This is a genomic window from Sphingorhabdus profundilacus, assembly GCF_009769755.1.
GTDB lineage: Bacteria > Pseudomonadota > Alphaproteobacteria > Sphingomonadales > Sphingomonadaceae > Sphingorhabdus_B > Sphingorhabdus_B profundilacus.
Genome location: NZ_SDWJ01000002.1, coordinates 112,558 through 126,984, shown reverse-complemented (window position 1 = coordinate 126,984; position 14,427 = coordinate 112,558). Strand labels below are relative to the sequence as shown.

Genomic DNA, 14,427 nt, shown 5'->3' with positions numbered 1-14,427 from the left:
AAATTGTGTCGAGCCAAGTGGCGATGCACGGTTGCTTTTGATTCAAGCTGCAGGAGCAGCTGCACGATGGACCCTGAAACAAGTTCAGGGTGACGAGTTGAATAGAATAAAAATCACGTGTGAATTCACATAAATTGCCAGAATAAACGGTTCTCGCAAAGATCGCGCACTATGCGCCGTGAGGTGGATCGACTTTGCATCGCTTCACAACGTCGCAAGTACCGGAATCAGCTCGTCAAAATGGTCGATGATGGCATCGGCGCCCATCTCTTCTACGGGGCCGTGCAAAAAGCCGAAGCTGACCGCGACGCTGGGGACATTGGCGTTCTTCGCCGCCATGACGTCATAGATGGAATCGCCGATATAGGCCGCCCGGTCGCCACCGCCCAAGGCTTGGCCGCGTTTCACCATTTCGAATATGGGCGCGCCCGAAGGTTTGGCATTTTCCTTACCCAAAGTGTCCGCACCCAAAATGCAGACCATGCGATGTGCAAGGTTCAGGTCGGTGAGCAGCTTGACCGCGAGGCTTTCGAACTTGTTGGTGACCACCGCATAACGCACGCCCATCGCGTCGAGTTGGTCCAACAGGTTGAGCGCGCCGTCGAACGGGCGGCTGTGGACCGAAACATTGGCTTCGTAATAGGTCAGCATCTGGCGGTAGAGCGGACGGAAGTCGTCATCCGGTATGCCGCCCGTTGCCTCCAGCCCCTGTTGCAGCATCAGCTTCGCGCCGCCACCAATATGCTGCTTTACCGTTTCGGTGGAGAGCAGCGGACGCCCCACGCTGTCCAGCACATGGTTGACCGCCGCAGTCAGGTCGCCGCTGGTGTCGACGAGCGTGCCGTCGAGATCGAAGCCGATAATGTCGAAAGGAAAACTCAAACCTAATCTCCTTATTCCGTTCGTGTCGAGCGTTGTCGAGATACTGCGGCTGGGCGCCTAACTTATTGGTATCTCGACTTCGCTCGATACGAACGGGATTGAATATGTTCAGGTGAATGGAGCGTTGTTCTGGAAACCGCAACAATTTGCTGGCATGAGGCGGCGCATGACACAGATCGCCGCCATCATTCTCGCCGCGGGCAAAGGCACCCGCATGAAATCCGACCTGCACAAGGTGCTGCACCCGATCGCGGGCCGCCCCATGCTGATGCACCTTATGGACGCGGTCGACGCATTGAATCCGGCGAAGAAGGTCGTGGTGGTCGGCAGCGGCAAAGAACAGTTGGAAGCTGCGCTGGCAGGATCGGCAGAACTGGCCGTGCAGGAACCGCAACATGGCACCGGCCATGCGGTCCAGCAGGCCGAAGCGGCATTGGCCGGTTTCGAAGGCGACGTCCTGATTCTCTATGGCGATGTGCCCTTTGTCCCCACATCGACGATGCAGACGATGATTGACCGGCTGAACGCCGACGACAATCCCGCCGTCGTCGTTCTGGGCTTCGAACCGGAAGATACGCAAGCCTATGGCCGGATCGTCACGCAGAACGACCGGATTGAATGGATGGTCGAGCACAAGGATGCGACCGAAGCGCAGCGGGCAACAAAGCTGTGCAACAGCGGCCTGATGGCGGTGAAGGCAAAAGACCTGTTCCCGCTGCTGGCGCGCGTCGGCAACGAGAATGCGGCGGGTGAATATTATCTGGTCGATATCGTCAACATCGCCACGCAGGACGGGCGGCATTGCTATGTCGTCAAGACCGACCCCTATGATGTGACCGGCATCAACAGTCGGGGTGAGCTCGCCGCGATGGAGGGCGAGTGGCAGGCACGGCGGCGTGTGCAGGCGATGGTGGATGGCGCGAGCCTGATCGCACCCGAGACGGTCTGGTTTTCCTGGGATACCAAGCTGGGCCGCGATGTGCTGATTGAGCCCAATGTCTTTTTCGGTCCCGGCGTGACGGTCGCCGACAATGTAAAAATCCGCGCCAACTGCCATATTGAGGGCGCGACCATCGGTTCGGGTTGCGAAGTCGGTCCCTTTGCAAGGCTCCGCCCCGGCACCTTACTTGAGGAAAAAGCCAAGATAGGCAATTTTGTCGAAGTTAAAAAGGCGCGTTTTGGCGCAGGCGCGAAGGCCAATCATCTCAGCTATATCGGTGATGCCGATGTTGGAGCAAAAGTGAATATTGGCGCTGGCACCATCACCTGCAACTATGACGGCTATTTCAAATATCAGACAGTCATCGGCGAAGGTGCCTTCATTGGCAGCAACAGCGCGCTGATCGCGCCGGTTAAGATTGGTCGCGACGCGATTGTTGCTGCGGGAAGCGCGGTCAGCCGCGACGTCGCCGATGGCGACCTACGCATGGTGCGCGCCGAACAATTGGTGAAGCCCGGCTGGGCGGACCGGTTCCACGATGCGATGCGGAAAAAGAAGGCGGAGAAGAAGTGAAGCCTTTGCGCGGGACATTTCTGGCCCTAGCATTGCTCTCGGCCCCCGCCGCCGGGGTAGCCCCCACGGATCGAGAGGAACAGCATATGTCGCAGCATCAGGCCAAGGGCACATTCGATGTCAGAATGGCGCCGCAAGCCGACGACACCGCCGATGTAGGCCGCATGACGCTGGACAAGACGTACTATGGCGATCTGGAAGCGAGCAGCATCGGCCAAATGATCGCCGTCCGTACGCCGACCGAAGGGTCAGCAGGCTATGTCGCGATGGAGCGCGTCACGGGCACCTTAGACAGCAAAAAAGGCAGCTTCGCCCTGCAGCACTTCGGCACCATGAACCGCGGGCAGCAGCATTTGCGTATCGAAATCGTGCCCGACTCCGGAACCGAAGGCCTCACCGGGATCAGCGGGACTCTGGACATCATAATCGAAAAAGGCGCGCACTCCTACGTGCTGGATTATGCACTGCCGGGGTGAAGGCCGCTGCAGTAGGCGTCGATTATGAAGCGGTTTTTATTTGTCTGTAGCCAGAACAAGCTCAGAAGCCCGACCGCCGAACAGATATTTTCCGTAAGGGACGACATAGAGGTCAGTTCGGCTGGCACGAACCATGACTCAGAGAATCCGCTCGATGCCGAACAAGTCGAGTGGGCTGATATCATCGTCGTCATGGAGAAGCAGCATCGCAACAAGGTGCAGCAGCGGTTCAAATCGGCATTAAAATCGAAACGGATCGTGGTTTTGGACATAGCGGACGAGTATGAATTTATGGATGATGCCTTGATTAAAATTCTGAAGGAAAAGATGCGGAGACATCTACCGGCTTGACATGATATCATGATATGATATCAGTATATCATGACTCGCATTCTTGCTGATCTGCCCGATGAGGATATCAAATGGCTCGACCAAATAGCGGCCGAGCAGGGCAAGTCGCGTGCTGCTGTTTTGCGGGAGGCGGTGGCGGCATATAAGCCGCAATCGCCGCTCGATTGGATTGAAGCCGGCTTTGGTGCTTGGAAAGACCGCACGGATATCGGCGATGCGGTGGAATGGCAACGGCGTGAACGTGCGTCGTGGACACGCCCTTGGGATGTCGACTACGCCGAAGTTCGCGCCGAATTCCCTGATCTTTTCGATGAAGATGATGACCGCGAATTTGAGTTTCATAAAGCCTGGCAAGCCAAACACGGGAAAAAGCCGGGCGATGGATATTTGGCGTCGGACGAGGCATCGGACATCTTCGCGGACAAGCCGGAGCATGTAAAAAAGAAGCGCGCTTTCAAGTGAGTGGCTTTACGTTTGACAGCAACATATTGATCGACACGTTACGCGGCATCCCAAAGGGACGTGCGGAACTGGAGCGTGCGGTTCAGCGGGGGCGAGTCTGGGTGAGCCGGATGGTCTGGATTGAAGTCATGTCCAAAGGCGAAGGCGAAGGATTGCGGCGCGCCGAGATGCTTCTGTCCGGCTTTGGCATTGATGAGGTTGACTCGGAAATTGCTGAACGGGCAGCCGCGCTTCGCCGAGAACGGACGCGTCTGAAATCCCCTGACGCGGTGATCCTCGCGACGGCAATGCTTCGTGGGCGCGTGCTGGTCACACGAAATACTAAAGATTTTCCGGCAGAGATGCCCGGCATTCGTATCCCTTATAAATTGGATGAACTTTAATGTGCGGCATTATTGGCATTGTAGGTAAAGAAGCAGTTTCTGACCGTCTGGTCGATGGGCTGAAGCGGATGGAGTATCGCGGATATGACTCCGCCGGTGTCTGCACCGTGCATGACGGACAACTGGTCCGCCGCCGCGCCGAGGGCAAATTGGCCAATCTGGTGCAGGTCCTGAAATCCGACGATGCGCCGGGCAATATCGGTATCGCCCACACCCGCTGGGCCACGCATGGCGCGCCGACCACCAGCAACGCCCACCCGCACGCGACGCAGGAAGTGGCCCTGGTCCACAATGGCATCATCGAAAATTTCAAGCAGTTACGCGATGAACTGACCGCCCGCGGCCGGACTTTTGAAAGCGAAACCGATACCGAGGTGGTCGCGCATCTGGTGTCCGAACAGGTCGAGGCCGGGCATTCTCCCGCGGATGCAGTAAAGACTGTGCTCCCGCGTTTGCGCGGTGCGTTCGCGTTGGCCATCGCCTTTCGGCAATTCCCCGATTTCCTCATAGGCGCGCGTCTCGGCAGCCCGCTGGTCGTGGGCTATGGCGACGGGGAAACCTATCTGGGGTCCGATGCGCTGGCGCTCGCGCCGTTAACGCAGCAGATTGCCTATCTGGAGGAAGGCGACTGGGTCGTCATCGCCCGCGAAGGCGCGCAGATTTTCGACAAGGACAATAATCCCGTCGAACGCGAAATCACCACTTCAGGCGTGTCTGCGGCCTCGATCGAAAAGGGCAATTACCGCCATTATATGCAGAAGGAGATTTTTGAGCAGCCCACCGTGGTCGCCCAGACTCTTTCCAGCTACATCCGTCCGCTCGAACAGACGGTCGCCCTACCGCAAATGGATTTCGATCTTGCGGGGGTAAAGCGCATCACCATCGTCGCCTGCGGTACCAGCTATTATGCAGGCATGGTCGCCAAATATTGGTTCGAAACCTTTGCCCGCGTTCCCGTCGACATCGATGTCGCATCTGAATTCCGTTATCGCGATCCCGTGTTGGAAGAAGGCGGTCTGGCGCTGTTCATATCCCAATCGGGCGAGACCGCTGACACACTCGCGGCGCTGCGCCATTGCAAGGAACATGGGCAGACCATTGCGGTGGTCGTCAACGTGCCCACATCAAGCATGGCGCGCGAAGCCGACCTGTTATTGCCGACCCACGCTGGCCCCGAAATCGGCGTGGCGTCGACCAAGGCCTTCACGTGCCAGCTCGCCGTTCTCGCCGCGCTGGCCGCGCATCTGGCGCTGGTGAAAGGCAAGCTGTCGGCGGAACAAGAACGCGAAATCGTCCGCCACCTGATCGAGGCACCCGCCGCGCTCAATGCCGCGCTCGCCCATGATGAGGATATTGCAGCGATGGCGCATCTCATCGCACCTGCGCGCGATGTGCTCTATCTTGGCCGTGGCCCCGACTATCCGTTGGCGATGGAGGGTGCGCTGAAACTCAAGGAAATCAGCTACATCCACGCCGAAGGTTACGCATCGGGCGAAATGAAGCACGGCCCCATCGCGCTCATCGACGAAGCCGTACCGGTCATCGTCCTCGCCCCGTCGGGCCCGCTGTTTGAAAAAACCGTCAGCAACATGCAAGAAGTCCGCGCCCGCGGCGGCAAGGTTGTGCTGATCTCCGACGCCGAAGGGATTGAGGAAGCCGGCGAAGGCTGCCTTGCCACCATCGAAATGCCGTCAGTCCATCCGCTGATTGCGCCGTTGGTCTATGCGGTGCCGGTGCAACTCCTCGCCTACCACGTCGCCTGCGCCAAGGGCACCGATGTCGACCAGCCAAGGAATTTGGCGAAATCGGTGACGGTGGAGTAGAGTCTATCTGTCTAATTGACGGTATCAAAGTAAGATGTTATATAAAAATATAACTCAATAAGGGTTCGATATGCACATCACAAATCTTCGCAAGGTTGGCGGATCGGTCATGTTGGCTGTACCGCCTGCATTGCTCGATCTTCTCCATTTAAAACCGGGTGCGTCTGTCGGCTTAGCTGTAGACGGTGATCGCTTGGTGGTCGAGGCGTCACCAAAGCCGCACTACACCATGGCGGAATTGCTTGCAGCGTCGGATTATACCGCCGCTGCTATTTCCGATGATCGTGAGTGGCTTGATGCGGCTGCCGTGGGCAAGGAATTGATGTGAATCGCGGCGACATTTTTATGGTTTCGCTCAATCCGACACTAGGCCGAGAGCAACAGGGGCATCGTCCCGTTCTGATTGTGTCGCCGACCGAGTTCAATGCTGCAACCCAGTTGCCGGTTGTTCTGCCTATTACAAACGGCGGTGACTTTGCGCGCCGTCTCGGTTTCGCCGTCGAAATTAGCGGTATCAAGACCACTGGAGTCGTGCGGTGCGATCAGCCTCGCGTGTTGGATATCGCCGAAAGAGGCGGTCGCAAGGTAGACAGTTTGCCTGAGGCGCAACTGGAAGATGTACTTGCAAGGGTGGCAACATTGTTTGAAATTTGATGGGGCCGCGTTCTAGAACTGATCGGTAAGACCCGACTTTAACCCTCTATCGGCCAAACCCCTTGAAACCCCAGCCACCTTGGGCCATCACCGGCGCAATCGGAGGCAAGGCCAGTTGGGATTATTTGATCGCTTCAAACGGCGAAAGGCGGGGTCGGCATTGCCGTCGTCTGCACCCGCGCAGCCTTGGCCGCCGCCACCGGTGGCGACGATGCCGGATTTCGAGAATTTCGCGATCCCGTCCGAACCGGTACAGCCGTCATGGATGAAATATCCGGTGTCCACTCCCAAGGGGCATATCATTGTTTTTGCCAATGAAAAGGGCGGGGTCGGCAAATCGACATCGGCTTTCCATACCTGCATCGCGCTGTGTAATGCGGGCGAGCGGGTGGCCGCGCTCGATGTCGATCTGCGCCAACTCACGTTGCACCGCGCCTTGTGGGCACGGCAGGAGAGTGAGCGCGAATATGGTGTGAAGCTTCCCGGCCCCGAACAGATCATGCTCGCGCAGCAGAACGAGAATGAGTTGGCTGAAAAGCTCCGTATGGCGCGCATTCACAACAGTTTCATCGTGATCGACGTCGGCGGACATGACTCGCCCATTGCGCGAAAAGCCATCTTCATGGCCGATACAATCGTGACGCCGGTGAACGACAGTTTCATCGACCTCGACATGCTCGGCCATATCGACCCGCGCACGGGCGATTTCAAAACCCTTGGCAATTTCGCAAGGCTGGTCGAACATCTCAAGGACCCTGGCATTGCGCTGCGCGCCACGGCCCTTGACTGGGTCGTGATGCAGAACCGGTCGCGTAGCCTTGCCACCAATAATGAACGCAAGGTGCGCGACGCGCTGGACAAGATTGCGCCTGCTGCGGGCTTCCGGATCGTGCCGGGCCTACGTGAGCGCGTCACCTATCGCGAGCTGTTTCCCCTTGGGCTGACCTTGTTCGATCTGGATACGCTACCGGATCTCGGGAAAGCCCAGCCTAATGCCCGCGAGGAGATTTGGGCCATGCTGCGCGCGCTCAATCTGCCTAGCGCGGCGTTGAAGCGGGCAATTGCGGTGCCGGACGCGCAGCCGGAATAAAACATATTGTCGGGCCCATGGGCCGCAGTTGCAAAAAAGTAAATTTGCTGCGTTCGAATTCAATTTGCTCTGTGATGTAATATGGCGCTTTGTCGGTCCATTCCACTAGGGAAATCACCATGACAAATATAATTGAGAGACCTTCCAGCCACTATCAAGCACAAGGCCTATCCGACCGTTTCGCGCTCGGCGTGACGAAACTGTTGCGCTGGGGTGCGGACACCTTCTTTGCCAAGCGCTATGGAAATCGCGCCATCGTTCTGGAGACTGTTGCCGCAGTGCCAGGAATGGTCGGTGCTACATTGACCCATCTGCGTGCATTGCGGTTGATGCAGGATGACAACGGATGGATCCGGACCCTGATGGACGAGGCCGAAAATGAGCGGATGCATTTGATGACCTTCATCGAGATTGCCCAACCGTCCTGGTTCGAGCGGATGATCATATTAACCGTGCAATGGTTTTTCTATGTCGGCTTTTTCTTTCTGTATCTGATTTCCGATCGCACGGCGCACCGTCTGGTGGGCTATTTCGAGGAAGAGGCTGTCTTGAGCTACACGCTCTACCTCGAAGAAATTGATTCTGGCCGACATACCAATCCGCCTGCACCTGCCGTAGCGCTCCGATACTGGAACTTGCCGGAAGGCACGACCTTGCGTGACGTGATCCTGATCATTCGGGCGGACGAAGCGCATCACCGGGACATGAACCATTTTATGGCCAGTGCCTTGTGCGGACGCCAAGCTGATCACGCCGATATTGCCGAATGCCCGCCCCACATATCGCTGAATTCGGGTCTGAACTAGGTCCCCATCCTAGTTGCACGACATTGCGGTCTCAATATGCGGCGTTATACTTAGGGTCAGGACCACTTAAAACCACTTGCGAGGCGTCAAAATGGCGAAGATATCGGACCAAAATGCGCGCCGTCAGACAGTCACTCTGCCTGCAAGCGTATTTTGGTTCGATATCAAAGCCATTTTGACGTCCGAAGGATTTGACCCATTTTGCCCATCGCTGCGTCAGAAAGCCTTGAGATGTATCTATATCCCTGCGGCTTCCTTCCTTGCCCTGTGTAAAATGGCCTCAAACCGCGCAAGTGCATTTAAGTGGTCCTGACCCTAGATTATGAGCGCTGCTAAAATCATAGCTATCATTGTCCTGCTCTCGCTGGCGTTTCATCTGCTGCTCTTTGGTTATCTTCGCCGCCGGATTGCGGCTGCGAAGCGTGAGAAGGACAAGGAAATATGACCGAAAATCCCAATGCCATAGTTGAAAGCGCTGATGGAAAATATGCTCAGCTTATCAAGGCCAGGCTGCATGAATGGGCCGCCGGTGAGCCGGTTGAAATGGGGGGAACGGACAATGGTCCGACACCATATGAATTGCTGCTGTCGGCGCTGGGTGCCTGTACCTCGATCACGCTGGAAATGTATGCGGCGCGCAAAGGATGGCCGCTGGAGAAAGTGCATGTCATGCTCGAGCATTCCAAGGAAGAACGGCCCGGTGAAAATGACGGCAAGCCGGTTGATATGATCGACCGGATCGTCCGACTGGAGGGGCCTTTGGATGAAGATCAACGGGCGAAGTTGATCGAAATTGCCGAAAAATGCCCGATTCATCGCACCCTTACCAACCAGATCACGATCAACACGCTTCTGGGGTAATGTGAGTCCAGCCTGTGGGTTGATTTGCCCTTTTTGCAGGTTTATAGCGGCTCTTTAGAAGCAAGCGGTCCCGTGGGGCCGCTTTTTGCCTTTTGGTCCTATGGGAAGGAAATAGCCATGTCGATTACGCCTTTAATGCCAGTCTATCCGCGGTGTGGGTTCCGGCCGGTACGTGGCGAGGGCGCTTGGCTGATTTCCGAAGATGGCAGCCGCGCTCTGGATTTTGCTGCGGGTATCGCGGTGAACCTTCTCGGCCATGGCCATCCGCATCTGACCAAGGCGATACAGGATCAGGCGGCAACGCTGATGCACGTGTCCAACCTATATGGCAGCCCGCAGGGCGAGGCCTTCGCCCAACGGTTGGTTGACACGACCTTTGCCGATACGGTATTTTTCACCAATTCGGGCGCGGAAGCTGTCGAATGTTCGATCAAAACCGCCCGCGCCTACCACCAGAGCCAGGGCAGCGACCGGTACGAAATCATCACCTTCAAAAATGCCTTTCACGGCCGCACGATGGCGACGATTTCGGCGAGCAATCAGGAAAAAATGCACAAGGGCTTCCTGCCGCTGCTCGAAGGTTTCAAATATGTCGACTTCGACGACCTTGAAGGTGCAAAGGCCGCAATCGGTCCGAAGACCGCGGCGTTTCTGGTCGAACCCATTCAGGGTGAGGGCGGTGTGCGCCCTGCTTCGGATGCCTTTATGAAGGGTCTGCGCGCGCTGGCCGACGAACATGGCCTGATGCTCATCCTTGACGAAGTGCAGTGCGGTGTGGCGCGGTCCGGCACGCTCTATTGCTATGAACAATATGGCATCGAACCCGATATCATGGCGAGTGCCAAAGGCTTGGGCGGCGGATTCCCCGTGGGCGCGTGCCTTGCCACCGAAAAAGCGGCGCGCGGTATGGTTGTGGGTACGCATGGGTCGACCTATGGCGGCAATCCTTTTGCGATGGCCGCGTGTCAGGCGGTCTGGGATGTCGTGGCGAATGAAGAGTTTCTGGCGCAAGTGCGGTCGACAGGTGACAAGCTGCGCGCGGCATTGGAACAGTTTATCGGCAATTATCCCGATCTTTTCATCGGCGTGCGGGGCAAGGGCCTGATGCTCGGCGTTATGATGACGCATGAAGCGCGGGCATTTGTGGCCCATTTGCGCGACAATCATGGCTTGCTGACGGTGGCAGCAGGGGACAATACATTCCGCGTATTGCCGCCGCTGAACATTGACGACAGCCACATCACGACATTCATGGAAAAACTGTCGGCAGGGGCCGCGAGCTATCAGATGCCGGCGGCTGCATGACGCGACATTTCCTGAACCTGTCGGATGCAGGGGGGGATGCCATTGCGGTAATGCTTGCCGATGCCATGGATAGAAAAGCCGTTCGGACCGGCTGGACCAAGGGCAAGGCCGATAGCGATGCGCCGCTGGCGGGGCATACGCTGGGCATGATCTTCGAGAAAAATTCGACCCGAACACGCACATCGTTTGAAATGGCGATGAAGCAACTGGGCGGGGACAGTATTTTCATGGCGTCCGGCCAGATGCAGCTCGGACGGGGCGAGAGTATTGCCGATACGGCCCGGGTGCTGTCACGTTATGTCGACGCCATCATGATCCGCACTGACGACCATGCGAAGATTGAGGAACTGGCGAAATATGCCAGCGTTCCGGTTATCAACGGTCTCACCAACCTGTCGCATCCCTGCCAGATTGTGGCGGATTTGCTGACCATAGCCGAACAAGGCAAGGCTTTGCCAGGACTGGAAGTGGCCTGGTTGGGCGACGGGAATAATGTGCTGAACTCGATTGTCGAGGCGGCGGGAATTTTCAAATTCAACGTCCGGATTGCCGTACCGCAGGGTTATGAAAGCGACAGCCTGTTCATTACAGCGGCGCAGGCTGCCGGCGCGACGATCACGCTGACCCGCGACGCGGCAGAGGCCGTGGCTGGCGCGGATGTTGTGGTCACGGACACCTGGGTGTCGATGGGGCAGGACCATGCCCATGATAAGATCGCCGCCATGATGCCTTATCAGGTCAACGAACGGTTGATGGCGGGTGCAAAGCCGGATGCCAAGTTTCTACATTGCCTTCCGGCGCACCGGGGCGAAGAAGTGACCGACGCCGTTTTGGATGGACCGCAGTCGATCATTTGGGACGAGGCAGAAAACCGGCTGCATGGCCAGAAATCCATTCTGCTTTGGTGCTTTGGATTATTGGCATGAAAATGCAGGAAAGTGTTGCGCGTTGATGGCATCCCAACCCGAAACCTTTGGTGACCAGCCTTTGCGCTTTTCCATCCCCGTGCGAGATGCGCGCGGACGATTGGTGCGGTTGGATGCTGTCTTGAACGAGATATTGGCAGCTCATGCCTATCCGCCGTTGATCGAGAAAACTCTGGCCGAAGCCTTGGTCCTGACAGCGATGCTTGGGGCATCGCTCAAAGATCAGGGCAGCCAATTGACGATGCAGGTGCACACCGAAAAGGGTGCCATTCGCCTTTTGGTATGTGACTATAAAGACGGCGCATTGCGGGGATATGCCCAATTTGATGCTGACACCGTCGCCGCTTTGCCTTCAGATTCGACGTTATTCGGAATTTTCGGAACAGGCTATCTTGCCATCACTTTCGACCGCGTCAGGCCTGCATCAGAAGGTGGCGGGCGATATCAGGGGATCGTGCCGCTGGAAGGCTCTTGCTTGTCAGAGGCCGCGCAAAATTATTTTGTGCAATCCGAACAGATCCCGACATTCATCCGCACTGCGGTCGACCATGTTGACGGTCGTTGTGTCGCAGGCGGCATATTGGTTCAGCACCTGCCCGAAGGCGAAGAAGGGCGGGAGCGTTTGCACGTGCGGCTCGACCATCCCGAATGGGAACATGTCGGAATGCTTGCCTTTACGGTATTGCCCGAAGAATTGGCTGACCCCGCACTTCCGCTGGAGGAAATCGTCTGGCGTCTATTCCATGAAGAGGATGAGGTTCGGGTTGAACAGGCTGGTATACTGACTAAAGGGTGTCGCTGCGACCCGGTGCATATCAGAGACGTTATTGCAAAATTTCCCGCTGAGGACCGGGCTGAAATGGCGGATGAATCAGGTGATATCGTTGTCGATTGCGAGTTTTGTTCACGCCGCTTTCCGGTCAGTCTGACAAGCTTCAATAACTGAAATGCGACCTTTGTCGCAAAATATCAGTCATTCATCGTTCATATACCACATTCTATCGTGCTATTTGTAACAACTTCTGCTATTACGCAGGCAATAACGGGGCCGCTTCGCTATAACTGTCTAGGGTTTACGTTAAAGAAGCTTATGAAAATGAATATTGTTTATAAGGCCATGACCGGCGTTTTATTGCTATGCGCCGGAACGGCTGCGATGGCATGGGCGCAAGGGGGCGACCTGTCGCTTTTGCAATCCATTGATCGCGGAATGTGGCAATTGCGCGCAGTAGGCGGCGGACCTTCAGGCGCATCGGTCAATCAGATTTGCGTGGGCGACCCCATAAAGCTGACGCAGATTCAGCACGGAACGGCCCTGTGTGAACATTATGTCGTCCGCTCAAGCCCGACTGCGGTAACCGTCAGCTATAGTTGCAAGGGCGCGGGGCAGGGACTGACGACGATCCGCAAGGAATCAGGCAAGTTGATCCATATCCAGTCACAAGGCATTCGCAACAATTCGCCCTTTTCATTTGCGGTAGAGGGTCGTTACACAGGAGCGTGCTAGGTCCTGACCCAAATTACCGCGATAGCGTTAAACAGATATTTACCATTTATTCTTAGCTAGGACATGTATCTTTTCAGATACGCTTTCCTCCCTAGCAGGCTCGATAGCCTCTGCCTCGGACCGCTCGCACAATATGCCAGCGGTCCTTATTTTATTCAAAAAGCCGCAATACCCGTGATGGCGCGGCCCAATATCAGCGCATGGACGTCATGTGCCCCTTCATAGGTGTTGACCGTTTCGAGGTTCACCATGTGGCGCATGACCTGATATTCGTCGCTGATCCCGTTGCCGCCATGCATATCCCGCGCGGCACGCGCAACGTCGAGCGCTTTGCCGACATTGTTGCGCTTGACGATGGAGATCATGTCCGGCGCAAACTGGCCTTCGTCCATGAGACGGCCGACGCGCAGGCTGGCCTGCAAGCCAAGCGCGATATCGGTCATCATATCCGCCAGCTTCTTCTGGTACAGCTGGTTAGCGGCAAGCGGTTTGCCGAACTGGTGCCGGTCAAGGCCATATTGCCGCGCGGCGTGCATGCAAAACTCGGCAGCACCCAGCGCCCCCCAGCTGATCCCGTAACGGGCGCGGTTCAGGCAGCCAAAAGGTCCCTTCAAACCCTGTACTTCGGGGAGCAGGGCATCTTCGCCGATTTCAACATTGTCCATGACAATCATGCCGGTGGTCGACGCACGCAGCGAGAGCTTGCCTTCGATCTTGGGTGCGGACAGGCCCTTCATTCCCTTTTCCAGCACAAAGCCGCGAATACCGCCGCCATGCGCTTCGGACTTTGCCCAGACGACGAACACATCTGCGAACGGTGCGTTGGAAATCCATGTCTTCGTGCCGTTCAGCACATAGCCGCCATCCACCTTTTTGGCGAAAGTACGCATCCCGGCAGGGTCGGAACCTGCATCGGGTTCGGTCAGGCCAAAGCAGCCGATCAGCGTGCCCGCTGCCAGACCCGGAAGATATTTGCGGCGCTGTTCTTCGGAGCCATATGCGTAGATAGGGTGCATCACGAGCGAGGACTGCACCGAAGCCATCGACCGATAGCCTGAATCGACGCGCTCGATTTCGCGCGCGATCAGGCCATAGGCGACATAGGATGCGCCAACGCCGCCATATTCTTCCGGAATTGTCGCGCCGAGAAGGCCGGTTTGACCCATCAGGGGAAACAATTCGGGCGCATCGCGCTCGCTGCGATAGGCTTCGATCACACGCGGTTGTAACTCATTTTGGGCAAAGGCGTGGGCCGTGTCGCGGATCATCCGTTCGTCCTCGGTCAACTGTGCGTCGAGATTGAACGGATCGGACCAGTTAAAAGCTGCCATTTCGACCATATATATTCTCCATTTCGTCGGCTGTTCGCTAGACTTTTCCAAATCACT

At 56.7% G+C, this 14,427-nt stretch carries 19 protein-coding genes; 17 read left to right on the top strand and 2 right to left on the bottom strand.

Features of this window, described 5'->3' with window-relative positions; genetic code table 11:
* Positions 1-204: 204 nt before the first annotated feature.
* The gene (locus EUU23_RS08345) at positions 205-882 is read right to left on the bottom strand and encodes an HAD hydrolase-like protein (protein WP_160353703.1); all 678 of its coding nucleotides are present in this window, start codon (positions 880-882) and stop codon (positions 205-207) included.
* A gap of 166 nt (positions 883-1,048) precedes the next feature.
* Here EUU23_RS08345 and glmU point away from each other — a divergent pair, with 166 nt between their 5' ends.
* The 17 genes from glmU to EUU23_RS08265 all read left to right on the top strand — a co-directional run bounded on the left by glmU (position 1,049) and on the right by EUU23_RS08265 (position 13,039).
* Positions 1,049-2,395 carry a bifunctional UDP-N-acetylglucosamine diphosphorylase/glucosamine-1-phosphate N-acetyltransferase GlmU gene (gene glmU / locus EUU23_RS08340; protein WP_246156380.1) on the top strand — a complete coding sequence of 449 codons (1,347 nt, stop codon included), beginning with the start codon at positions 1,049-1,051 and terminating at the stop codon, positions 2,393-2,395.
* Positions 2,392-2,871 (top strand): DUF3224 domain-containing protein, encoded by a 480-nt coding sequence (locus EUU23_RS08335; RefSeq protein WP_218939573.1) that lies wholly within the window; start codon positions 2,392-2,394, stop codon positions 2,869-2,871. Before glmU ends, EUU23_RS08335 begins: the two co-directional genes overlap by 4 nt.
* Before the next feature lie 24 nt (positions 2,872-2,895).
* Positions 2,896-3,222, top strand: coding sequence for a low molecular weight protein tyrosine phosphatase family protein (locus tag EUU23_RS08330; RefSeq protein WP_160353701.1), 327 nt, complete (start codon positions 2,896-2,898; stop codon positions 3,220-3,222).
* A gap of 30 nt (positions 3,223-3,252) precedes the next feature.
* Entirely contained in the window at positions 3,253-3,684 is a 432-nt protein-coding gene (locus tag EUU23_RS08325; protein WP_160353700.1) for a ribbon-helix-helix domain-containing protein, read from the top strand.
* Positions 3,681-4,067 (top strand): PIN domain-containing protein, encoded by a 387-nt coding sequence (locus EUU23_RS08320; RefSeq protein WP_160353699.1) that lies wholly within the window; start codon positions 3,681-3,683, stop codon positions 4,065-4,067. Before EUU23_RS08325 ends, EUU23_RS08320 begins: the two co-directional genes overlap by 4 nt.
* Positions 4,067-5,890, top strand: coding sequence for a glutamine--fructose-6-phosphate transaminase (isomerizing) (gene glmS, locus EUU23_RS08315; protein WP_160353698.1), 1,824 nt, complete (start codon positions 4,067-4,069; stop codon positions 5,888-5,890). The genes EUU23_RS08320 and glmS overlap by 1 nt, the downstream gene beginning before the upstream one ends.
* 70 nt (positions 5,891-5,960) lie before the next feature.
* Positions 5,961-6,218, top strand: a complete 258-nt coding sequence (locus EUU23_RS08310; protein WP_160353697.1) for an AbrB/MazE/SpoVT family DNA-binding domain-containing protein — start codon at positions 5,961-5,963, stop codon at positions 6,216-6,218.
* The gene (locus EUU23_RS08305; protein ID WP_160353696.1) at positions 6,215-6,544 is read left to right on the top strand and encodes a type II toxin-antitoxin system PemK/MazF family toxin; all 330 of its coding nucleotides are present in this window, start codon (positions 6,215-6,217) and stop codon (positions 6,542-6,544) included. The genes EUU23_RS08310 and EUU23_RS08305 overlap by 4 nt, the downstream gene beginning before the upstream one ends.
* Positions 6,545-6,659: 115 nt before the next feature.
* The gene (locus tag EUU23_RS08300; protein WP_160353695.1) at positions 6,660-7,634 is read left to right on the top strand and encodes a division plane positioning ATPase MipZ; all 975 of its coding nucleotides are present in this window, start codon (positions 6,660-6,662) and stop codon (positions 7,632-7,634) included.
* A gap of 119 nt (positions 7,635-7,753) precedes the next feature.
* A complete protein-coding gene (locus EUU23_RS08295; protein ID WP_160353694.1) occupies positions 7,754-8,440 on the top strand; it encodes an alternative oxidase in 687 nt (228 codons plus the stop codon).
* 91 nt (positions 8,441-8,531) lie between these two features.
* Positions 8,532-8,753: a hypothetical protein gene (locus tag EUU23_RS08290; protein WP_160353693.1), complete on the top strand. Its 222-nt coding sequence runs from the start codon at positions 8,532-8,534 to the stop codon at positions 8,751-8,753.
* A gap of 9 nt (positions 8,754-8,762) precedes the next feature.
* On the top strand, positions 8,763-8,885 hold the full coding sequence (locus EUU23_RS14285; RefSeq protein WP_281346886.1) for a hypothetical protein: 123 nt from the start codon (positions 8,763-8,765) through the stop codon (positions 8,883-8,885).
* Positions 8,882-9,301, top strand: a complete 420-nt coding sequence (locus EUU23_RS08285; RefSeq protein WP_160353692.1) for an OsmC family protein — start codon at positions 8,882-8,884, stop codon at positions 9,299-9,301. The genes EUU23_RS14285 and EUU23_RS08285 overlap by 4 nt, the downstream gene beginning before the upstream one ends.
* A gap of 117 nt (positions 9,302-9,418) precedes the next feature.
* On the top strand, positions 9,419-10,606 hold the full coding sequence (locus EUU23_RS08280) for an aspartate aminotransferase family protein (protein WP_160353691.1): 1,188 nt from the start codon (positions 9,419-9,421) through the stop codon (positions 10,604-10,606).
* Positions 10,603-11,532, top strand: a complete 930-nt coding sequence (gene argF / locus EUU23_RS08275) for an ornithine carbamoyltransferase (RefSeq protein ID WP_160353690.1) — start codon at positions 10,603-10,605, stop codon at positions 11,530-11,532. Before EUU23_RS08280 ends, argF begins: the two co-directional genes overlap by 4 nt.
* Positions 11,533-11,557: 25 nt before the next feature.
* Entirely contained in the window at positions 11,558-12,478 is a 921-nt protein-coding gene (gene hslO, locus EUU23_RS08270; protein WP_160353689.1) for an Hsp33 family molecular chaperone HslO, read from the top strand.
* A 144-nt stretch (positions 12,479-12,622) separates the two neighbouring features.
* The gene (locus tag EUU23_RS08265; protein ID WP_160353688.1) at positions 12,623-13,039 is read left to right on the top strand and encodes a hypothetical protein; all 417 of its coding nucleotides are present in this window, start codon (positions 12,623-12,625) and stop codon (positions 13,037-13,039) included.
* A 155-nt stretch (positions 13,040-13,194) separates the two neighbouring features.
* Here the strand turns inward: EUU23_RS08265 and EUU23_RS08260 are convergent, their stop codons facing one another.
* Positions 13,195-14,379 carry an acyl-CoA dehydrogenase gene (locus tag EUU23_RS08260; RefSeq protein ID WP_425505107.1) on the bottom strand — a complete coding sequence of 395 codons (1,185 nt, stop codon included), beginning with the start codon at positions 14,377-14,379 and terminating at the stop codon, positions 13,195-13,197.
* Positions 14,380-14,427 lie beyond the last annotated feature (48 nt).